We start from the raw sequence: 19830 nt of genomic DNA, 5'->3' as shown, positions 1-19830 counted from the left end.
ATACGATAAACAGCAGGATTCACCATTTTTTTAATAGCTATTGCAAACAAACTCACCCAACGCCTAACTTCGCACCATCCGCAACCGAACAATTGGCCCGCCGCCTGCAGGCGACGCCCGTGACTTCAGGAAAACGCCATGACCATGCTCAAGGATCCCTCTCGCAAATACCGCGCGTTCACCCCGATCAACCTTCCCGATCGCACCTGGCCAAGCCGGGTGATCGATCAGGCACCGATCTGGCTGAGCTCCGACCTGCGGGACGGCAACCAGTCGCTGATCGAGCCCATGGACGCGGCGAAGAAGATGCGCTTCTTCAAGACGCTGGTAGCCATCGGCCTGAAGGAAATCGAGGTAGGTTTCCCGTCCGCCTCGCAGACCGACTTCGACTTCGTCCGCGAGCTGATCGAAGGCGGCCACATTCCGGACGACGTGACCATTCAGGTGCTGACCCAGGCTCGCGAAGACCTGATCACCCGCACTTTCGAGTCGCTCAAGGGTGCCAAGCAGGCCATCGTCCATTACTACAACGCCACTGCGCCGAGCTTCCGCCGCATCGTCTTCAATCAGGACAAGGCCGGCGTGGTGCAGATCGCCGTCAACGCCGGCAAGGTGATCAAGCGCCTGGCCGCAGAAAATCCGGGCACCGCCTGGCGTTTCGAGTACTCGCCGGAAATCTTCAGCTCCACCGAGCCGGAGTTTGCCGTGGAGGTGTGTAATGCGGTGATTGAGGTCTTCCAGCCGACCCCCGCGCAGAAACTGATCCTCAACCTGCCAGCCACCGTGGAGGCCGCCACGCCGAACATCTACGCCGACCAGATCGAGTATTTCTGCCGGCATATCGATCGGCGGGACAGTGTGCTGGTCAGCCTGCATACCCATAACGACCGTGGCACCGGTGTAGCGGCCACCGAACTGGGTCTGATGGCCGGCGCCGACCGCGTCGAGGGCTGCCTGTTCGGCAACGGCGAGCGCACCGGCAACGTCGACCTGGTGACGGTGGCGCTGAACCTCTACACCCAGGGCGTCGACCCGCAGCTCGACTTCTCCGACATCGATGCGGTGCGCAAGGTGGTCGAGGAATGCAACCAGCTGCCGGTGCACCCGCGCCATCCCTATGTCGGCGACCTGGTGCACACCGCTTTTTCCGGCTCGCACCAGGACGCGATCCGCAAGGGTTTCACCCAGCAGAAGCCGGACGCCGTCTGGGAAGTCCCCTATCTGCCGATCGATCCGGCCGATATCGGCCGCAGCTACGAGGCGGTGATCCGCGTCAACAGCCAGTCCGGCAAGGGCGGCATTACCTTCCTGCTCGAGCAGGAGTACGGCATCAGCCTGCCGCGGCGTATGCAGATCGAGTTCAGCCAGGTGGTGCAGAAGGAAACCGACCGCCTCGGCCTGGAGATGACCGCCCAGCAGATCTTCGCGCTGCTCGAAAGCGAATACCTGCAGGCCACCGCGCCCTATGCCTTGAAGAGCCATCGCCTGCAGGAAGAGAACGGCACCAGCGCTCTCGATGTGGAGGTGCTCGCCGACGGCCAGGCTCAGCACTGGCGCGGTATCGGCAAGGGCCCGCTGGAAGCCTTGGTCGCTTCACTGCCGGTGAAACTGGAGATCATGGATTACCACGAGCACGCCATCGGTGCCGGCAGCAACGCCAAGGCTGCGGCCTACATCGAAGTACGCCTGGATGGCCAGCGTCCGCTGCATGGCATCGGTGTCGATGAGAACATCACCACGGCGAGCATCCGCGCCTTGTTCAGTGCGCTGAACCGCGCCCTGCGGGATTCGGCCAGCCAGGCGGCCTGAAGCGGGCGTTGAACAAAGGGGACGCCAGGCGTCCCCTTTTTCGTACCCGCGCGACGGCCCGCCACGCTTCGCTTCGGCGTTTGTGAAGGAACCGCGGTCGCTCCTAGACTGTCCTCCCTTTTCACGCATGCAGGAGACGCATCATGCTCGAGGCCAAAGGCTACGCTGCCCAGAACGCTACCAGTCCGCTCGCGCCGTACCGCTTCCAGCGCCGCGCACCGGGTGCCAACGATGTACAGATCGAGATCCTCTACTGCGGCGTCTGCCATTCGGACCTTCACACCGCACGCAACGAATGGAACAACACGCTCTACCCGTCGGTCCCCGGTCACGAGATCGTCGGCCGGGTGGTAGCGGTCGGCAGTTCGGTCAGCCAGTTCAAGCCGGGCGACACCGTGGGCGTCGGCTGCATGGTCGACAGCTGCCAGCATTGCGCGTCCTGCAACGAAGGGCTGGAGCAGTATTGCGAGAAGGGCTTCGTCGGCACCTACAACGGCCCGGCCTTCGGTGGCGGCGAGAATACCTACGGTGGCTACTCGGACAACATCGTGGTGGACGAGAAGTTCGTCCTGCGCATCAGCCATACCGAGAACCTCGCCGCGGTCGCACCCCTGCTCTGCGCCGGCATTACCACCTATTCGCCGCTGCGCCAGTGGAAGGTCGGCCCCGGACAGAAGGTCGGCGTGGTCGGGCTCGGCGGGCTCGGCCACATGGCGGTGAAGATCGCTGCCGCCATGGGCGCGCACGTCGTGCTGTTCACCACCAGCCCGGACAAGCGCGAGGACGCCCTGCGCCTGGGGGCCAAGGAAGTGGTGGTGTCGAAGAACGCCGACGAGATGGCGGCACACGTGAACAGCTTCGACTTCATCCTCAACACCGTCGCTGCACCGCATAACCTCGATGCCTTCATCAACCTGCTCAAGCGCGACGCGACCATGACCCTGGTCGGTGCGCCGGCAACGCCGCATCCGTCGCCCAGCGTCTTTGGCCTGATCTTCAAGCGCCGCCGCATCGCCGGCTCGCTGATTGGCGGCATTGCCGAGACGCAGGAGATGCTCGACTTCTGCGCCGAACACAATATCGTCTCGGACATCGAGATGATCGACATGCAGCAGATCAACGAAGCCTACGAGCGCATGCTCAAGAGCGACGTGAAGTATCGCTTCGTCATCGACATGGCGACGCTCGACGCCTGATCGCTGCGGTTCCGGCACCGGGCTTCCCCCGCCCGGCCGGAACGGCTAAGGTCGCGGCCCTTCGCAACGGAGGGCCTATGGGCTACCTGATCTTCGTCACGCTGCTCTGGGCAGTGTCGTTCAACCTCATCGGTGCGCACCTGGCTGGGCAGGTGGACAGCTATTTCGCCGTGCTCACCCGCGTACTGCTCGCCGCTGCGGTGTTTCTGCCGCTGACCCGCTGGCGCGGGGTCGAGCCGCGCTTCATGGCCGGCGTGACGCTGGTAGGTGCCCTGCAATTCGGCGTCACCTACATTTGCCTGTACCTGAGCTTCAACCTGCTCAGTGTCGCCGAAATCCTCCTGTTCACCGTGCTGACTCCACTGCACGTGACGTTGATCGACGACGCGCTCGAGCGCCGCTTCAATCCCTGGGCGCTGCTGGCAGCCACGGTGGCTGTGGTCGGTGCCGGGCTGATTCGCTACGACCAGCTTTCGAGCGGCTTTCTGGGCGGCTTCCTGCTGATGCAGCTGGCCAACTTCACCTTTGCCGCAGGCCAGGTCGGCTACCGGCACCTGGCCAGGCGGTTCCCGTCCGCGGTGCCGCTGCACCGACGCTTCGGCTATTTCTTCCTCGGCGCTCTGGCCGTGGTGCTGCCGGCCTGGCTGGCGTTCGGCGATCCGACGCGCCTGCCGACAACCGACCTGCAATGGGCCGTGCTGCTGTGGATGGGCGTGCTGGCCACAGCGATCGGTCAGTTCTGCTGGAACAAGGGCGCGACGCAGGTCGATGCCGGGACCCTGGCTGTGATGAACAACCTCTCGGTACCCGTCGGGCTGGTGCTGAATCTGCTGTTCTGGGACAGCAAAGCCGATCTGATCCTCCTCACCATCGGCGGCGGGTTGATCCTGGCCTCTCTGCGGATCAACGCCATCGGCCGCACAGAAGTCCCAACCGTCTGATTAAAAAGGATTTTTTAACGAAACAGGGTAAGATGCCGGCCCCACGCAAGGATGCGTTTCTCAGTCTGTCGTCGAGAACTGCATGCCACGCATCACCCTCTTCCTGCTTGCCTGCCTCACCCTGCTCCAGGCCCATGCCGACGCTCCACGCACCTTTCGTGAAGCCAAGAAACTGGCGTGGGATATCTACGCCGAACGCCCGGTGGATTTCTATTGCGGCTGTAGCTTTCGCGGCAAGCGCATCGACCTGCAGAGCTGCGGCTACCGTCCGCGCAAACAGCCGCAGCGCGCGGCGCGGGTCGAATGGGAGCACATCGTGCCGGCCTGGGTCATCGGCCATCAGCGCCAATGTTGGCAAGATGGCGGACGCAAGCACTGCACCCGCCACGATCCGCTATTCAGCCGCGCCGAAGCCGACCTGCACAACCTCGTACCGGTAGTCGGCGAGGTGAATGGCGACCGCAGCAACTTCGGCTTCGGCATGCTCGCGCAAAAGCCGACACAGTATGGCGCCTGCCCCTTCGTGGTGAACTTCAAGCAACGCACGGCGATGCCCGCCGACTACAGCCGCGGGGCCATTGCGCGTACCTACCTGTACATGAGCGAGCGCTACGGGTTGCGCCTGTCGCGACAGGATCGCCGGCTGTTCGACATCTGGAATCGGCAATATCCGGTCAACGAATGGGAACGCTGGCGCAACCGTCGGATCGCCTGCATCCAGGGCAATGCGAACCCGCATGTCGGCCAGGTGGACCTGCGCCAATGCACGCCGCAGGAGCGCCTGGCCGTGCGCTGAACGGGCCGCTTGCCGGGCGCCGGGGACGGCGGCATGCTGTGCGCACTTCATCTGCGGCAGGGAACGCATGGCACAACACAGACTGCTGGCGGTACTGGGCCTGCTCGTCGCGTCAGCCTTGGGGCTGTCGGCCATCGCGCCCTATGACCGTGCAACCTGGCTGCTCGAGGTAGCGCCTGTGCTCATCGCCGCCCCCGTGCTGGCACTGAGTTACCGGCGCTTCCCACTCACGCGCCTGCTCTATCTGCTGATCGCCTTTCATGCCTTGGTCCTGATCCTCGGCGGTGCCTACACCTATGCCCGCGTGCCTCTGGGCTTCTGGGTCCAGGATGCGCTGCAGCTGGCACGCAACCCCTACGACAAACTCGGCCACTTCATGCAGGGCCTGGTGCCGATGCTGGTCGCCCGTGAGATCCTCCTGCGCAACGGCTACCTGCGCCCAGGGCCGATGCTGGGGTTCCTCGCCATCTGCGTGGCGCTGGCGATCAGTGCCTTCTACGAGCTGATCGAATGGTGGGTAGCGTTGCTGGCCGGCGGTGGCGCCGTGGATTTCCTCGGCACCCAGGGCGACCCCTGGGACACCCAGTCGGACATGTTCCTGGCGCTGATCGGCGCGTGTTTCGGGCTCCTTGCCCTGGCTGGACTGCAGAACCGGCAGATCACCGAAATCGAGCGCGCCGGTGACACGCGGCAGGCGCGCTGACGTGCTCTACCGACTCGCCGCCGACAGCCTGCTCGTCCTGCATCTCGGCTTCGTGCTCTTCGCCCTGCTCGGCGGCCTGCTGGCCGCGTGGAAACCTCGTTTGCTGGCCGTACAGCTACCCGCCGCCGCCTGGGCAATCTTTGTCGAGATAACCGATCACGGCTGCCCATTGACGCACTGGGAGCAGCGGCTGAGAAGCATCTCCGGCGATACCGGCTACAGCGAGGGCTTCATCGAACACTACCTGCTGCCGGCCCTATACCCCAGCTGGCTCAGCCTGCCCGTGCAGTATGTGCTCGCCGGCGTGGTGCTGCTGGCGAATCTACTGATCTATGCCTGGCTGTTGCGCCGACGCGTGGCACAGTCGCGCCACTTGCGTCGATGAAGCAGACTGCGCAACGACTGGCCTGGTTGCTCTATCGCATCGACGACAACGGCAACGAAATCGAAATGGCCCGGTTCGCCGAACGCAGCAGCGCCGAACGGGCGATGCACGACTACGAACGGCGGGGCCACAAGCAGGCCTATCTGGTCCGCAGCGTCCGCCTGGATGAACAGGGCAGATCGCCTCCGCCTCAGAGCTGAAGCTCGAAGGCGTCGCTATCGTGGTAGGCCGGAAAGCGCTCGCGGAAGGCTGCCAGATCGCGCGCGCGCAGCGTACAACGGAACACGCCGTCGCCGTCGCCTGCGCCCAGCAGCGTATCGCCCTTGAAATCCAGCACCTGCGTGTCGCCGCTATATGGATAGCCTTTGCCATCCTCGCCGACGCGGTTTACGGCAGCGACAAAGCACAGGTTCTCGATGGCACGCGCCGGCAGCAGGCGGTTCCAGGCGTCGCGCCGCGCCGCCGGCCAGTTGGCGGTGTAGAGCAGCAGGTCGGTGCCATGCGGATCGCGGCTCCAGACCGGGAAGCGCAGGTCGTAGCAGATCAGCGGACGTACCCGCCAGCCGTTCAACTCGAACAGCGCCTGCTGCATGCCCGGGGTGTAATGCTTGTGCTCGCCGGCCATGCGGAACAGATGGCGCTTGTCGTAGTGCAGGACCTCACCGTCCGGGCGGGCCCAAAGCAGCCTGTTGCGATGGCTGCCATCGGCCGCTTCGATGATCACCGAGCCCGTCACCACCGCGTCCAGGCGCGCGGCCTGCTCGCGCAGCCAGTGATAGGTCGGGCCCTCCTCCGGTTCGGCCAGCGCGGCCGAATCCATCGAGAAGCCGGTGGTGAACATCTCGGGCAGGACGATGAGGTCGGCGCCGCGCGCCTGCTCCAGCAGCGTGGCAAAGCGCTCGCGATTGGCCTTGGCGTCCTGCCAGGCCAGTTCGGTCTGGATCAGCGCCAGTTCGAGGTCGGGCAACTCGTTCAGATCGCGCATAGTCGTTGCGCTGCCTCACGCAGCGTCTCCTCCCGTTTGGCAAAGCAGAAGCGTACCAGTCGCAGGCCTTCCGGCGGCTGCTGGTAGAACACCGAGATGGGGATGGCTGCCACGCCGTGCTCGCGGGTCAGCCACTCAGCCATGGTGACGTCATCGAGCTCGGGGCGAATCGCCGAATAGTCGGCGAGCTGGAAATAGGTGCCCGCCGCCCGGGTGAAGGCGAAGCGCGAGCCAGCCAGCAGGTCGCAGAACAGGTCACGCTTGGCCTGGTAGAAGGCCGGCAGCTCCTGCACATGCTCGGGATGCGCCAGCATGTAATCCGCCAGGGCCCATTGCAGCGGGGTCACCCCGGTGAAGCTGACATATTGGTGGATCTTGCGCAGCTCGGCCGTGAGCGGCGCGGGTGCCACCACATAACCGGTCTTCCAGCCGGTGACGTGATACGTCTTGCCGAACGAGCTGACCACGAAAGCGCGCTGGTACAGTTCCTCGTGGCGCAGCACGCTGGCATGTTCGCGGCCGTCGAACACCAGATGCTCATAGACTTCGTCGCTGAGCAGGTAAAGATCGCGGCCACGCACCAGCGCAGCGAGGCGATCCAGGTCTTCGGTCCCGATCAGCGCGCCGCTGGGGTTGTGCGGCGTATTCAGCACGATCATTCGCGTGCGCGGGCCGATCGAGTCGGCCAGGCGCTGCCAGTCGATGGCGAAATCCGGCAACGCCAGCGGCAGATGGATACAGGCGCCGCCAGCGAGGCGGACGGCAGGATCGTAGCTGTCATAGCAGGGATCGAAGACGATGACCTCGTCGCCGGGCCTGACCACGGCCTGGATCGCACAGAAGATCGCCTGGGTCGCGCCTGGCGTGACAGTCACTTCGGTCGAGGCATCGACACGACGGCCGTACAGACGCGCGACCTTGCCGGCGATCTGCTCACGCAGCTGCGGCAAACCGGTCATTGGCGCGTACTGGTTGTGCCCGCTCATCACGTGCCGCCCGACCGCCTCACGCAGGGCCTCCGGTCCGTCGAAATCGGGGAAGCCCTGGGAGAGATTGAGCGCACCGGTCTCGGCGGCCAGCTGCGACATGGTGGTAAAGATGGTCGTGCCGACGTCCGGCAGCTTGCTGCTGATCATCCCTCAATCCAGAGGCGGGCAATGCCCGCCAGCAAGGTTGCGCGTGCGCCCGGCAACCGCCGGGCCGCCTCTCACCGCTTCTTGTCGCGGCGCTTCTTTTCGGCCTTCTTGTGGTGCGACATCAGCCGGCGCTTCTTGTTGACCTGGCGGTCGGTCAGCGTGTTCTTCTTGCCCTCGTAGGGGTTCTCGCCGCCCTTGTAGTCGATACGAATTGGCGTGCCGACCAGCTTGAGCACCCGCCGATAGGTGTTCTCAAGATAGCGGGTGTAGGACTTGGGTACCGCCTCGACCTGGTTACCGTGTATGACGATCAGCGGCGGGTTGGCTCCACCGAGGTGCGCATAGCGCAGCTTGATGCGCCGACCGTTGACCATCGGCGGCTGGTGCTCCTGAACCGCATCCTCGAGGATTTGCGTCAGCCGGCTGGTCGGCCAGCGGGTGACCGCAGACTTGAACGCGGCCTGGACCGACTTGTACAGGTGCCCGACGCCGGTCCCGTGCTTGGCGGAAATGAAATGGATGTCGGCGAAGTCGACGAAGAACAGCCGGCGCTCCAGCTCGGTCTTCACGTAGTCCTTCTCGCCCTGGTCCATGCCGTCCCACTTGTTCAGCGCGATGACCAGTGCCCGGCCGGTCTCGAGCACGAAGCCGAGCAGGTTGAGGTCGTGCTCGACCACGCCTTCGCGGGCATCCATGACGAAGATCACCACGTTGGCGTCCTGAATCGCCTGCAGCGTCTTGACCACGGAGAACTTTTCCACCGCCTCGAAGATCTTGCCGCGGCGGCGCACGCCGGCGGTGTCGATCAGGGTGTATTTTTCCTCATCGCGCTCGAAGGGGATGTAGATGCTGTCGCGCGTGGTGCCGGCCTGATCGTAGACGATCACCCGCTCCTCGCCGAGCATACGGTTGACCAGCGTCGACTTGCCGACGTTGGGGCGGCCGACGATGGCGATCTTGATGCCTTCCTTCTCGCTTGGCCCCGGTTCCAGACGCGGACGCGGCTCGACTTCACCCGTTTCGCCTTCCAGTTCGCCTGGCGCTTCTTCGCCGGCATCGTCGCGAGGAAACATGCCCAGCGCCTGCTCGAGCATCTGGCCGATGCCGCGGCCATGCGCAGCGGCAATCGGCAGTGCATCGCCCAGCCCCAGCGGACTGAACTCGGCGCGCGCGATGTCCGGGTCGACCGTGTCCACCTTGTTGGCCACCAGGAAGCAACGCTTGTTGCGCTTGCGCAGGTGCTCGGCGATCAACTGGTCGGCTGCGGTCAGGCCGGCACGTGAGTCGACCATGAACAGCACGGCGTCGGCCTCTTCGATGGCCTGCAGCGACTGCTCGGCCATCTTTGCGTCGATGCCCTCTTCATCGCCAGAGATGCCACCCGTGTCGATGACGATGTAGGTGCGCCCCTGCCATTTGGCCTCGCCGTACTGGCGATCCCGGGTCAGGCCGGCGTACTCGGCAACGATGGCGTCACGGCTCTTGGTCAGCCGGTTGAACAGGGTGGACTTGCCGACGTTCGGCCGCCCCACCAGGGCTATTACGGGAACCATGCGGCTCTCCACTACGATATTTCAGAAAACACGAAGGCCGCTGCAAGGCAGCGGCCACAAAATTCGGTGGCCGCCGTTTACCGGCGGCCAGCACTCGACCGATCAGTCGGCGCGGCGGATGGTCATTGCAACGAGCTTGCCCCCGTTACCGTAGACATACAGCCAATCGCCATCGACCACCGGACGTGCGCGCACGCCATTGCTGTCGATCCGCTCGCGGGCCACGAAACGCCCGTCCACCTGGCTCAGCAGGTGTATGTAACCTTCCTTGTCACCCACCACCACATAACTGGAAAACACCGCCGGTGCCGACAGCTGCCGGCGGGCCAGCGATTCGTTACGCCACAGTGCGGTGGTCGAGCGCTCGTCGACACTCTCGACCGTGCCATCGGCCAGGCTCAGATAGACACTGCCATAACCCAGCGCCACGCCCGAGTAAGTCGAGGCATCACGCTGCCAGAGCACACGACCACTCTCCACATCGAGCGCCGCCGCGCGCCCCTGATAGGTGCCGACATACAGCGTACCGCCGGACAGCAGCAGGCCGCCGTCGATGTCGACGACGCGCTCAAGCTCCGAACGGCCCTGCGGAATGGCAACGCGCTGCTCCCAGACCGGCAGCCCGCGTCGGGTATCCAGCGCAATGACCTTGCCGGTGGAGAGACCGGCAATAGCCAGCTGATTGGTCAGCAGCGGCGCTCCGGTACCGCGCAGAGTCAGCACAGCTGGCGCGCTCTCATAGCTCCAGCGCTGCGCGCCGGTGTCCATTTCCAACGCGATGAGGCGATCGTCCTGGGTTTGCACCAGCACGATGTCGCCGTTGATTGCCGGCGCCGACAGTACCTCGCTGCTGACCTTGCTGCGCCAGCGCTCCTCGCCGGTGGAAACATCCAGCGCAATCACGTCGCCGGAAAGCGTGCCCACCAGCACCAGGCCGTAGCCAGCGCCCACCGCTCCGGAAATGGATACGTCCAGGTCCTGCTTCCAGTTGACCTTGCCCGTCGTGCGATCCATCGAGACCACCAGGCCATCGACGTCGGCGGCGTAGATCTGCTCGCCGTACACCGCTGGCACCAGCAGGTTGTAGGTGTCCCCCTGCCCGTCCCCGATGCTGCGACTCCACACCTTGTCAAGCTGGATTTCGGCATCGAACTTGACCAGCTCGGCCGGCTCCGGCTCCTTGCTGCTGTTGCTGCTGCAACCGGCCGCGAATACGGCAGCCGCCAACAGCGCGGCAATCTTAAAGCGCATCACGCGTCTCCCTTGGCCAGATCGTCGAGCTTCAATTGCAGTCCGCCGATGGCACCGTCTTCGGCGGCCGCCTGCTTGGCCTTGGTGTAGGCAGCATGGGCTTCGTCGTCACGACCAAGCTGGACCAGCAGGTCGCCACGCAATTCTTCTCGGCTGGCGGCGAAACCGGTCGCCGCGTCACCATCGAGCAGGCGCAGCGCGTCCTCGGCCTTTTTCTGCGCCGCGAGCACACGAGCCAGACGCTGGCGCGCCAGCTCCTCGAGAGTCTTGTCGACCGGCTTGTCGACAACGCTACGCAGCTCGCTGGCCGCTTCATCCAGGCGCCCGCTCTCAACCGCCACCTTCGCCATGAACAGGCTGGCGAATTGCGCGTAATGGGTACCGCCGAATTCGTTCTTCAGTTCGCCTCCCAGACGCGCCACTTCGGCGGTGTCCGGCTCGGCCATTTCAAGCGCAGCGACCAGAAGCTGCTGATAAAGTGCAGACGCGGCCTCGGCCTGAGCGACCTGGCGGTTCTGCCAGGCTTGCCAGCCAAACACCAGCACAAGGGCCAGCGCACCACCGAACAGCAGCGGTTTACCGTTGCGCTGCCACCATTCCCTGATCTGCGCGAGTTGTTCTTCTTCGGTACCCGAGGTCACACCGTCACTCCTTCCATTCGCTTAGTTCAGCCCTGCTCGAGGCAGGCAGCCAGACGCTCGGGCAGAGCATCCCAGGCAATGTTCTGTTGTTCGCTGTCGTCGCGCAGCGGCTTGAACCCTACCATGCGTGACGCCAGTTCGTTCTCTCCGAGAATCAGCGCAAAACGTGCGCCGCTCTTGTCGGCCTTCTTGAACTGGCTCTTGAAGCTGCCACCGCCGGCATTGACCAGCAGGCGCAATCCGGGCAGCGCGTCGCGCAACCGCTCCGCAAGCGCCAGGGCGCTCAGCTCGGCTGCTTCGCCGAAGGCGCAGATGTAGGCGTGGGGTTCACGGCAGAGGCTCGCCGGGACCAGCTCCAGCGTCTCCAGCAGGAGCACCAGGCGCTCTACCCCCATGGCGAAACCCACACCTGGAGTCGGCTTGCCGCCGAACTGGCCGACCAGCCCGTCGTAGCGCCCGCCCGCACAGACGGTTCCCTGGGCGCCGAGCTTGTCGGTGACCCACTCGAAAACCGTACGGCCATAGTAATCCAGGCCACGCACCAGCTTGGGGTTGATCTCATAGGCGATACCAACGGCGTCGAGGCGCGCCTTGAGCCCCTCGAAGTGCGTCCGCGACTCTTCGTCCAGGTAGTCGGCCAGAGTTGGCGCATCGGCCAGCAGCGCCTGGGTCTGGGCGTTCTTGCTATCGAGGATGCGCAGCGGATTGGTGCTCAGCCGGCGCTGACTGTCCTCATCCAGCTGATCGAAGCGTTGCTGCAGATAGGCGACCAGGGCATCGCGGTAACGTGCACGCGCCTCGCTGGAACCAAGACTGTTGAGCTGCAAGGTGACCGCATCGGCCATGCCGAGGCGCTGCCACAGCCTTGCCGTAAGCACGATGAGTTCGGCGTCGACATCAGGGCCGGGCTGATTGAACACCTCGACACCGATCTGGTGAAACTGGCGATAACGACCCTTCTGGGGCTTCTCGTAACGGAACATCGGCCCGGTGTACCAGAGCTTCTGGACCTGACCGCCACCGGTCATGCCATGCTCGAGCACAGCACGCACGCAGCCGGCGGTGCCTTCCGGCCGAAGGGTCAACGACTCGTCGTTGCGATCGCGAAAGGTGTACATCTCTTTGTCGACGACGTCGGTCCCTTCACCGATGCCCCGCGCGAACAGCTCGGTGTACTCGACGATCGGCAGACGGATCTCGCTGTAGCCGTACGCCTCCAGCAGCTCGGCGAAAGTGCCCTCGAGGTAACGCCAGACCGGAGTCTGGGCAGGCAGGATGTCGTTCATGCCACGAATGGCTTGCAGGGTCTTGCTCAAAGGTAATCCTTGAAATCAGCTGCGGGCGATCAGCGCCGCGTCGGCTTCCAGCTTCTCTGCGGCCTTGCGCCGGATCAGCTGCTCCAGTTCGTCCACCAGGGCCTCGTTACCGAGCTTCTGGGCCGGCTTGCCATCGATGTAGACAAGGTTGTTCGGGCTGCCGCCAGTCAGGCCGACATGGGCCTCCTTCGCTTCGCCGGGCCCGTTGACCACGCAGCCAATGACCGCCACGTCCAGCGGAACCAGCAGATCGTCCAGCCGCCCTTCCAGCTCGTTCATGGTCTTGACCACGTCGAAGTTCTGCCGGGAGCAGCTCGGGCAGGCGATGAAGTTAATGCCACGCGAGCGCAAACGCAGCGACTTGAGAATGTCGAAGCCGACCTTGATCTCCTCGACCGGGTCGGCCGCCAGCGAGATGCGAATGGTGTCACCAATGCCTTCGGCGAGCAGCATGCCCAGGCCGACGGCGGATTTCACCGTACCCGAGCGCAGGCCACCGGCCTCGGTGATGCCCAGATGCAGCGGCTGTTCGATCTGCGTGGCAAGTAACCGGTAGGCTTCTACGGCCATGAACACGTCGGAGGCCTTCACGCTGACCTTGAAGTCCTGGAAGTTCAGACGGTCCAGGTGCTCCACATGGCGCAAAGCCGATTCCACCAGCGCCGCGGGAGTCGGCTCACCATATTTTTTCTGCAGGTCCTTTTCCAGCGAGCCCGCGTTCACACCGATACGAATTGGAATGCCCTTGTCACGTGCTGCCTCGACCACGGCACGCACGCGCTCTTCGCGGCCGATGTTGCCGGGGTTGATACGCAGACAATCGACGCCGAGTTCGGCCACGCGCAAGGCGATCTGGTAATCGAAGTGGATGTCCGCCACCAGAGGAACCCGAACCTGCTGCTTGATCTTGCCGAAGGCTTCGGCCGCGTCCATCGAAGGGACCGATACGCGCACGATGTCCGCGCCGGCGTCCTCCAATCGACGGATCTGCGCCACGGTGGCGTCAACGTCGCAGGTCTCGGTATTGGTCATGCTCTGCACGGAGATGGGGGCATCCCCTCCGACGGCGACATTGCCGACCCAGATCTTGCGCGACTGGCGGCGTTTGATTGGCGACTCACTATGCATCGTTACTGTCCGAGCGTGAGGCGAGCAGTCTCGCCACGAATGAACGGGCTGACGTCGACGGGGTTGCCGTTATAGGTCAATACCGCGCCACGCGCAAAGCCCAGGTGCACGTTCAACGGCGCCGTTCCGACGACGGTACGCTCGCTGCCGGCCTTGCCTACCGTGCTGAGCAACTGGCGACCGTCCGCTGCGGTCACGCGGACCCAGCAGTCAGCGACGAAGCGAAGCTCCAGACGGCCTTCACCATCCTCCAACTGTGCAGCACCGGACTGCTGCGCGCCCTCTGCTGCAGCCATTTCGGCCTGCGCCGGCGAAGCGGCTTCAGCTTGTTCAGCCGGCTGGGGGGCGACCGGCTGTGAAGGCGAATCTACCGCGGAGCTCTCGACGCTGGATGGCTCCACCGCAGCCTCGGCGCTTGCGGCCTGTGCCTGGTCATTGGCCAGTTCCTCCACGGCGCCGGGGACAGCGAGCACTTCGGTTTCGTCCGTTGCGGGCGCGGGCGACAGAGGCAACGCGCCCTCGTCAACCTCCTGATCGTCCGGGTCTTCGAGCACATGGACCTGGGTCGTGCCGTCGGCACTCTCGACTTCGATGCGTTCCAGGGCACTTACCGGTGCTGCCGCGTCGTCACGTCCCGAACGTTCCTGCCACCAGTAGAGACTGGCGCCGACCAGCAACAGAAGAAGAAGAAAACCGAACACACGCATGACACTGCGCGAGAGACGGCCGGGCTCTTCGATGCGCCCCAGGCTCTGCACCGTGCTGCTGCCGGTGGCCTCGGTGCCGGTGTAGCGGTCGAACTCGTTGACCAGGCGATTGGGATCAAGCTCGAGCAACTTGGCGTAAGCCCGGACATAGCCGCGGGCGAAGGTATGCCCGGGCAGGCGACCGAAGTCGCCAGCCTCGATGTGCTCGACCGACCGCGTAGGCAGGTTGAGCCGCTGGGCCACCAACAGCAGGGACCACCCTTTCTGCTCGCGAGCCACTCGCAGGGTTTCGCCCGGGTTGCCCCCCATCTGGCTCATGGGTTCGTGTTCAGGCGCACTCATCGTTGCTCCGATAGGAATTGCTTGTACTCGGATGTGCCTGGATACAGTCGTTTCAACTGCAAGGCCAGACTGGCGGCGCGATCCCGGTCACCATGGATGTTTGCCAATCGAATGCCGAGCAAAAGGCTGCGGGCGTTCTGCTCGGACAGCGCACTGAAATCATCGTAATAGCGCTTGGCCGGCACGTACTCGCCGGATTCGTAGGCAAGCATCGCCAGCTCGAGCAGAGCCCCGGGTTGGCGGCTGTCCAGTCGCAGCGAGCGGTTGAAGTACTTCTCCGCCTCCTCTGGCTGCGACAACCTGAGCGCGGTCATCCCCATGTTCTGAAATACCCGCGCGCGCTCGGGATACATGTTGTCCTCGGAGGCCTGACTGAAGCGCTCCATGGCGTCCTGGTAGCGGCCCTGCTCGAACAGAAAGCTGCCATAGTTGTTGAGGATGCGGGCATCGCGCCGGGCCGACAGCGCTTCGCGATAATGCTTGTCGGCCAGCGCGTTCTCCATCTCGGTCTGGAACACCAGCGCCAGCGCAGCATGCGCGTCAGCACTATGCGGGTCTATCTCCAGCGCCTTGCGTAGCGGGGTCTTGGCACGGGCGGTAGCGCCCTGGCGAAGATAGCCCAGGCCAAGCTGGATATAGGCGTCACGGGCCTGGCTACGGCCCTCTTCGGTTTTCAGCGGGTCGACGCTTCCCGTCGATACGCAGCCGGCCATCCAGCCGGCGAACAAAATGATCAGCGCAAGGCGCAGAGCCATCGATATCCCCTCAGGATCGATTCGAAACAGAACGCGCGGTAGCGGAGTCGTCGTGGAGTTCACGCACGGCAATGTAACGCTCGCTGCGACGCGTGCGGTCGAGTACCTGACCGACCAGCTGCCCGCAGGCGGCGTCGATATCCTCGCCACGGGTGGTACGCACAGTCACATTGTGCCCACCTTTGTGGAGGATGTCCTGGAAGCGGCGAATCGCATTGTTGCTCGGCCGCTCATATCCCGAATGAGGGAACGGATTGAATGGGATCAGATTGATCTTGCAAGGGATATCCGCGAGCAAGGCGATCATCTGCCCGGCATGCTCGGGCTGATCGTTCACGCCCTTGAGCAAGGTGTACTCGATGGTCAGTACACGCTTTTCGCCCAGCCGCGAGATATAGCGCTTGCAAGCTGCCAGCAGCATGTCCAGCGGATACTTGCGATTGATCGGCACCAGCTGGTCGCGCAGCGGATCATTCGGTGCGTGGAGCGACAAGGCCAGAGAGACGTCGATCACCTTCGCCAGCTCGTCGATCATCGGCACCACGCCCGACGTGGACAAGGTGACCTTGCGCTTGGAAATGCCGTAGCCAAGGTCATCCATCATGATCTGCATGGCTGCCACGACATTGTCGAAATTGAGCAGCGGCTCCCCCATTCCCATCATCACCACGTTGGTGATGGCGCGATCGATCTTCGCCGGAACGGTGCCGAAGGATTTGTTGGCAATCCAAACCTGGCCGATCACTTCGGCAGCGGTAAGGTTGCTGTTGAAGCCCTGCTTGCCGGTGGAGCAGAAGCTGCAATCCAGCGCGCAGCCGGCCTGCGAGGACACACAAAGCGTGCCGCGGCCGTTTTGCGGGATGTAGACCGTCTCAACGCAGCTGCCCGAGGCCACGCGAACCACCCACTTGCGGGTGCCATCGCTGGAAATGTCCTCACTGACGATCTCGGGCCCACGTATCTCGGCACAGGCCTTGAGCTTTTCGCGCAAGGCCTTGCCGAGGTTACTCATGGCGTCGAAATCATCGACGCCAAAATGGTGAATCCACTTCATGACCTGGCCGGCCCGGAAGCGCTTCTCGCCGATCGACTCGAAGAACTGTTCCAGTTGCAGCTGGGTCAGGCCCAGCAGATTGGTCTTGCCGGTTTCGCTAGTCATTGGATTCACCTGCGCTCACTCAGCGAATGCGATCGCACAGCTCGGTGGCGGAGAAGAAGTAAGCGATCTCGCGAGCAGCCGAGGCCTCGGAGTCGGAGCCATGCACGGCGTTCTCGTCGATGGAAACGGCGAAATCGGCGCGAATGGTGCCGGCGGCAGCTTCCTTCGGGTTGGTGGCGCCCATCAGCTCACGGTTCTTGGCGACAGCGTTCTCACCTTCCAGAACCTGAACGATGACCGGACCGGAGGTCATGAAAGCGACCAGATCCTTGAAGAAGCCGCGCTCCTTGTGCTCGGCGTAGAAGCCGGCAGCCTCGCGCTCGGACAGCTGAACCATCTTCGAAGCGACGACGCGCAGGCCGGCCTTCTCGAAACGAGTGGTGATTTCACCGATAACGTTCTTGGCGACAGCGTCCGGCTTGATGATGGAGAAGGTGCGTTGCAGGGCCATTTATGGACTCCAGAGAGATGGGTTGATGCAAATGAATAAACCCGCGAATCATACGCGGGTTCAGGTCAAAACATAAGGGCAGGCGACTGACCGACTGCGACGTCGACGGCTGCCCTGCTCCGACTAATCGGCTTCCTCGATCCAGGCCGCCTGGATCGCCTCGAGGACTTTTTCGCCGCCGCGCTGCGGATCATCGGCGAATTCCGGGAGCGCCAGGACCCATTGATGCAGCTCGACGAAATTGACGTAGCGAGGATCTACCTCAGGGCGCGTTTCGGCCAGCTGGATGGCGATTTCCAGCACGTCGTTCCATTTCAGACTCATCTTGCGCCCTGCCTCAGTGACCTTCGGAAACCTGATTGATGGTGTACTTGGGAATCTCGACTACCAGGTCCTTCTCGGCGACCACCGCCTGACAGGAAAGACGCGAGTGCGGCTCCAGCCCCCAGGCCTTGTCCAGCATATCGTCCTCAAGCTCGTCGGACGGCTCAAGAGAATCGAACCCTTCGCGAACCACCACATGACAAGTGGTACAGGCACAGGACTTCTCACAGGCATGCTCGATGTCGATGCCGTTGCGCAGCGCGGCATCGAGCACAGTCTCACCGGCACTGGCCTCGATGACAGCGCCCTCAGGGCAGTGATCGGCATTGGGCAGAAATACGATCTGCGGCATCATCATTCCTCGATATCGTTGAGCCGCCGGCCGGCCAGCGCCGCCTTGACGGTGGAATCCAGCCGACGCGCGGCGAAGGCATCAGTAATCTGCGTCAGGCGCCGCGTCTGCTGCTCGATCGCGGCGGCGTCCTGACTATCGAGCAGCGCACGCAACTCGGCCATCTGCGCCTCGATCGCCACGCGCTCTTCGTCATCAAGCAGGCGATCGCCGTCGGCCGCGACCGCCGCCTCGACCGCCTCGAGCAGGCGCTGGGCATCAACCTGGTGTTCACGCAGCGCTCGTGCCTGCTTGTCGCTGCCCGCACTGCGGAACGAGTCTTCGAGCATCCGCGCGATCTCGCCATCCGTCAGCCCGTACGACGGCTTGACCTGAACGCTTGCCTCGACACCCGAGGATAACTCGCGCGCCGAGACGCTGAGCAGGCCGTCGGCATCCACCTGGAAGGTCACACGAATCTTCGCCGCCCCTGCCACCATTGGCGGAATTCCGCGCAATTCGAAACGCGCCAGGGAGCGGCAATCGGCGATCAGCTCGCGCTCACCCTGCAGCACATGGATCATCATGGCCGTCTGGCCATCCTTGTAGGTGGTGAAATCCTGCGCGCGGGCGACGGGAATCGTGGTATTGCGCGGGATGATCTTTTCCATCAGCCCGCCCATCGTTTCCAGCCCCAGGGAAAGCGGGATGACGTCCAGCAGCAGCAGCTGGTCGCCATCGCGATTGTTGCCAGCCAGCGTTTCGGCCTGAATGGCGGCGCCGATGGCCACGACCTCGTCGGGATCGATGTCGGTCAGGGGCTCGAGACCGAACAGCTCGCCGACCACGCGGCGAACATAGGGCACACGCGTCGAGCCGCCGACCATGACGACAGCGGTAACCTCTTCAAGCTCGACCCCAGAGTCGCGAACCGCACGACGACAAGCCTTGAGGCTGCGCGCCACGAACGGCTCAATCAGCGACTCGAAGGCCTGACGCGTCAGCACGCCTCGCCAATCACCATAAGCGACGTCGACGGCAGCCGAGTCGCTGAGCTGCTCCTTGGCGTCGCACGCCACCCTGAGCAAAGCCCGTTGCGCACTGGGCGGCAGATCGGAGGAACCACCTGACTGCTGCAGAATCCAGCCAGCGATTGCGTGATCGAAGTCGTCGCCACCGAGCGCGGTGTCTCCGCCGGTCGCCAGCACCTCGAAGACACCCTTGGTCAGCCTGAGGATGGAGATATCGAACGTGCCCCCACCCAGGTCGTAGATCGCAACGACGCCCTCAGCCTGACGATCGAGTCCGTAGGCAACCGCGGCGGCCGTCGGCTCATTGAGCAGACGCAGGACATTCAACCCGGCGATGCGCGCGGCATCCTTGGTTGCCTGTCGCTGGGCATCATCGAAATAGGCCGGAACGGTAATGACGGCACCGACCAGGTCACCGCCAAGTGTCTGCTCGGCCCGCTGACGCAAGCTGCGAAGAATCTCGGCGGAAATCTCGACAGGGCTCTTCGGCCCCTGAACCGTCTCGATGAACGGCATCTGCGACTCGCCTTCGGCAAAGCGATAAGGCAGCTGGACGCCCAATTGCTTGACGTCGGCCAATCCGCGCCCCATCAGGCGCTTGACCGAGATGATCGTGTTGAACGGATCGATGGCCGCCGCCTGACGTGCAACGGCACCGACCTCCACGCCATCAGGACGGTAACGCACCGCCGACGGCAGGATCACCTCGCCTTGCGAATCAGGCAGCGGAGCCGTGACACCGCTACGCAAGGCAGCAACCAGCGAGTTGGTGGTTCCAAGGTCGATACCGACGGCCAGCCGGCGCTGGTGCGGCTGCGGGCTCTGTCCGGGCTCAGCAATCTGAAGTAGGGCCATAGCTATCTGATGTCGGGCACGGCGACGAGCGCCGT

Annotated in this window: 21 protein-coding genes; 7 read left to right on the top strand and 14 right to left on the bottom strand. The window is 63.8% G+C overall.

Going from position 1 to position 19830, the window contains the following annotated elements; genetic code table 11:
• Nucleotides 1-138: 138 nt before the first annotated feature.
• The 7 genes from leuA to AC0KXH_RS05930 all read left to right on the top strand — a co-directional run bounded on the left by leuA (nucleotide 139) and on the right by AC0KXH_RS05930 (nucleotide 6030).
• Nucleotides 139-1809: a 2-isopropylmalate synthase gene (gene leuA / locus AC0KXH_RS05960; protein WP_043219106.1), complete on the top strand. Its 1671-nt coding sequence runs from the start codon at nucleotides 139-141 to the stop codon at nucleotides 1807-1809.
• Nucleotides 1810-1952: 143 nt separating this feature from the next.
• On the top strand, nucleotides 1953-3005 hold the full coding sequence (locus AC0KXH_RS05955) for an NAD(P)-dependent alcohol dehydrogenase (RefSeq protein WP_213150829.1): 1053 nt from the start codon (nucleotides 1953-1955) through the stop codon (nucleotides 3003-3005).
• A gap of 77 nt (nucleotides 3006-3082) precedes the next feature.
• Nucleotides 3083-3946, top strand: a complete 864-nt coding sequence (locus AC0KXH_RS05950; RefSeq protein ID WP_488224339.1) for a carboxylate/amino acid/amine transporter — start codon at nucleotides 3083-3085, stop codon at nucleotides 3944-3946.
• Between the two features lie 82 nt (nucleotides 3947-4028).
• Complete coding sequence (locus tag AC0KXH_RS05945; protein WP_041107147.1) at nucleotides 4029-4742, top strand: endonuclease; 714 nt, start codon at nucleotides 4029-4031, stop codon at nucleotides 4740-4742.
• A gap of 67 nt (nucleotides 4743-4809) precedes the next feature.
• The gene (locus AC0KXH_RS05940) at nucleotides 4810-5445 is read left to right on the top strand and encodes a DUF2238 domain-containing protein (RefSeq protein WP_488224338.1); all 636 of its coding nucleotides are present in this window, start codon (nucleotides 4810-4812) and stop codon (nucleotides 5443-5445) included.
• A gap of 1 nt (nucleotide 5446) precedes the next feature.
• Entirely contained in the window at nucleotides 5447-5830 is a 384-nt protein-coding gene (locus AC0KXH_RS05935) for a DUF2784 domain-containing protein (protein ID WP_488224337.1), read from the top strand.
• Entirely contained in the window at nucleotides 5827-6030 is a 204-nt protein-coding gene (locus AC0KXH_RS05930; protein ID WP_061338665.1) for a hypothetical protein, read from the top strand. Before AC0KXH_RS05935 ends, AC0KXH_RS05930 begins: the two co-directional genes overlap by 4 nt.
• Here the strand turns inward: AC0KXH_RS05930 and AC0KXH_RS05925 are convergent.
• From AC0KXH_RS05925 to hscA, 14 genes are all read right to left on the bottom strand, one after another.
• Nucleotides 6021-6815 carry an amidohydrolase gene (locus tag AC0KXH_RS05925; RefSeq protein ID WP_200628163.1) on the bottom strand — a complete coding sequence of 265 codons (795 nt, stop codon included), beginning with the start codon at nucleotides 6813-6815 and terminating at the stop codon, nucleotides 6021-6023. The two genes, AC0KXH_RS05930 and AC0KXH_RS05925, sit on opposite strands and share 10 nt — an antisense overlap.
• Complete coding sequence (locus AC0KXH_RS05920; protein ID WP_488224336.1) at nucleotides 6803-7951, bottom strand: pyridoxal phosphate-dependent aminotransferase; 1149 nt, start codon at nucleotides 7949-7951, stop codon at nucleotides 6803-6805. The genes AC0KXH_RS05925 and AC0KXH_RS05920 overlap by 13 nt, the downstream gene beginning before the upstream one ends.
• A gap of 71 nt (nucleotides 7952-8022) precedes the next feature.
• Nucleotides 8023-9504 (bottom strand): ribosome biogenesis GTPase Der, encoded by a 1482-nt coding sequence (gene der / locus AC0KXH_RS05915; RefSeq protein WP_041107158.1) that lies wholly within the window; start codon nucleotides 9502-9504, stop codon nucleotides 8023-8025.
• Between the two features lie 102 nt (nucleotides 9505-9606).
• On the bottom strand, nucleotides 9607-10755 hold the full coding sequence (bamB, locus tag AC0KXH_RS05910) for an outer membrane protein assembly factor BamB (protein ID WP_043219095.1): 1149 nt from the start codon (nucleotides 10753-10755) through the stop codon (nucleotides 9607-9609).
• The gene (locus tag AC0KXH_RS05905; protein ID WP_200628160.1) at nucleotides 10755-11396 is read right to left on the bottom strand and encodes a YfgM family protein; all 642 of its coding nucleotides are present in this window, start codon (nucleotides 11394-11396) and stop codon (nucleotides 10755-10757) included. Before AC0KXH_RS05905 ends, bamB begins: the two co-directional genes overlap by 1 nt.
• A 26-nt stretch (nucleotides 11397-11422) precedes the next feature.
• The gene (hisS, locus tag AC0KXH_RS05900) at nucleotides 11423-12712 is read right to left on the bottom strand and encodes a histidine--tRNA ligase (RefSeq protein ID WP_041107164.1); all 1290 of its coding nucleotides are present in this window, start codon (nucleotides 12710-12712) and stop codon (nucleotides 11423-11425) included.
• 15 nt (nucleotides 12713-12727) lie between these two features.
• Nucleotides 12728-13840, bottom strand: coding sequence for a flavodoxin-dependent (E)-4-hydroxy-3-methylbut-2-enyl-diphosphate synthase (gene ispG / locus AC0KXH_RS05895; RefSeq protein WP_041107167.1), 1113 nt, complete (start codon nucleotides 13838-13840; stop codon nucleotides 12728-12730).
• 2 nt (nucleotides 13841-13842) lie between these two features.
• A complete protein-coding gene (locus tag AC0KXH_RS05890; protein WP_488224335.1) occupies nucleotides 13843-14889 on the bottom strand; it encodes a RodZ domain-containing protein in 1047 nt (348 codons plus the stop codon).
• Nucleotides 14886-15644, bottom strand: coding sequence for a type IV pilus biogenesis/stability protein PilW (gene pilW / locus AC0KXH_RS05885; RefSeq protein ID WP_041107170.1), 759 nt, complete (start codon nucleotides 15642-15644; stop codon nucleotides 14886-14888). Before pilW ends, AC0KXH_RS05890 begins: the two co-directional genes overlap by 4 nt.
• Nucleotides 15645-15654: 10 nt before the next feature.
• Nucleotides 15655-16803, bottom strand: a complete 1149-nt coding sequence (rlmN, locus tag AC0KXH_RS05880) for a dual-specificity RNA methyltransferase RlmN (protein WP_488224334.1) — start codon at nucleotides 16801-16803, stop codon at nucleotides 15655-15657.
• A gap of 19 nt (nucleotides 16804-16822) precedes the next feature.
• On the bottom strand, nucleotides 16823-17254 hold the full coding sequence (ndk, locus tag AC0KXH_RS05875; RefSeq protein WP_041107174.1) for a nucleoside-diphosphate kinase: 432 nt from the start codon (nucleotides 17252-17254) through the stop codon (nucleotides 16823-16825).
• Nucleotides 17255-17377: 123 nt separating this feature from the next.
• Nucleotides 17378-17578 carry a Fe-S cluster assembly protein IscX gene (gene iscX, locus AC0KXH_RS05870; protein ID WP_041107176.1) on the bottom strand — a complete coding sequence of 67 codons (201 nt, stop codon included), beginning with the start codon at nucleotides 17576-17578 and terminating at the stop codon, nucleotides 17378-17380.
• Nucleotides 17579-17591: 13 nt separating this feature from the next.
• On the bottom strand, nucleotides 17592-17930 hold the full coding sequence (gene fdx, locus AC0KXH_RS05865) for an ISC system 2Fe-2S type ferredoxin (RefSeq protein WP_043219087.1): 339 nt from the start codon (nucleotides 17928-17930) through the stop codon (nucleotides 17592-17594).
• A gap of 2 nt (nucleotides 17931-17932) precedes the next feature.
• A complete protein-coding gene (hscA, locus tag AC0KXH_RS05860; RefSeq protein ID WP_200628157.1) occupies nucleotides 17933-19795 on the bottom strand; it encodes a Fe-S protein assembly chaperone HscA in 1863 nt (620 codons plus the stop codon).
• Between the last annotated feature and the right edge of the window lie 35 nt (nucleotides 19796-19830).

Source organism: Stutzerimonas sp. CXK-1 (assembly GCF_057738225.1).
Note: the sequence above shows the minus strand (reverse complement) of the source record. Positions and strands in the feature narration are given on the sequence as shown.

Excerpts from the sequence above, each read along its gene's own strand:
- bamB (WP_043219095.1), bottom strand. The coding sequence starts at position 10,755 with ATGCGCTTTAAGATTGCCGCGCTGTTGGCGGCTGCCGTATTCGCGGCC.
- AC0KXH_RS05890 (WP_488224335.1), bottom strand. The coding sequence starts at position 14,889 with ATGAGTGCGCCTGAACACGAACCCATGAGCCAGATGGGGGGCAACCCG.
- leuA (WP_043219106.1), top strand. The coding sequence starts at position 139 with ATGACCATGCTCAAGGATCCCTCTCGCAAATACCGCGCGTTCACCCCG.
- AC0KXH_RS05930 (WP_061338665.1), top strand. The coding sequence starts at position 5,827 with ATGAAGCAGACTGCGCAACGACTGGCCTGGTTGCTCTATCGCATCGAC.
- AC0KXH_RS05945 (WP_041107147.1), top strand. The coding sequence starts at position 4,029 with ATGCCACGCATCACCCTCTTCCTGCTTGCCTGCCTCACCCTGCTCCAG.
- AC0KXH_RS05955 (WP_213150829.1), top strand. The coding sequence starts at position 1,953 with ATGCTCGAGGCCAAAGGCTACGCTGCCCAGAACGCTACCAGTCCGCTC.
- rlmN (WP_488224334.1), bottom strand. The coding sequence starts at position 16,803 with ATGACTAGCGAAACCGGCAAGACCAATCTGCTGGGCCTGACCCAGCTG.
- fdx (WP_043219087.1), bottom strand. The coding sequence starts at position 17,930 with ATGCCGCAGATCGTATTTCTGCCCAATGCCGATCACTGCCCTGAGGGC.
- ndk (WP_041107174.1), bottom strand. The coding sequence starts at position 17,254 with ATGGCCCTGCAACGCACCTTCTCCATCATCAAGCCGGACGCTGTCGCC.
- AC0KXH_RS05950 (WP_488224339.1), top strand. The coding sequence starts at position 3,083 with ATGGGCTACCTGATCTTCGTCACGCTGCTCTGGGCAGTGTCGTTCAAC.
- pilW (WP_041107170.1), bottom strand. The coding sequence starts at position 15,644 with ATGGCTCTGCGCCTTGCGCTGATCATTTTGTTCGCCGGCTGGATGGCC.
- hscA (WP_200628157.1), bottom strand. The coding sequence starts at position 19,795 with ATGGCCCTACTTCAGATTGCTGAGCCCGGACAGAGCCCGCAGCCGCAC.
- AC0KXH_RS05940 (WP_488224338.1), top strand. The coding sequence starts at position 4,810 with ATGGCACAACACAGACTGCTGGCGGTACTGGGCCTGCTCGTCGCGTCA.
- der (WP_041107158.1), bottom strand. The coding sequence starts at position 9,504 with ATGGTTCCCGTAATAGCCCTGGTGGGGCGGCCGAACGTCGGCAAGTCC.
- AC0KXH_RS05925 (WP_200628163.1), bottom strand. The coding sequence starts at position 6,815 with ATGCGCGATCTGAACGAGTTGCCCGACCTCGAACTGGCGCTGATCCAG.
- ispG (WP_041107167.1), bottom strand. The coding sequence starts at position 13,840 with ATGCATAGTGAGTCGCCAATCAAACGCCGCCAGTCGCGCAAGATCTGG.
- iscX (WP_041107176.1), bottom strand. The coding sequence starts at position 17,578 with ATGAGTCTGAAATGGAACGACGTGCTGGAAATCGCCATCCAGCTGGCC.
- AC0KXH_RS05920 (WP_488224336.1), bottom strand. The coding sequence starts at position 7,951 with ATGATCAGCAGCAAGCTGCCGGACGTCGGCACGACCATCTTTACCACC.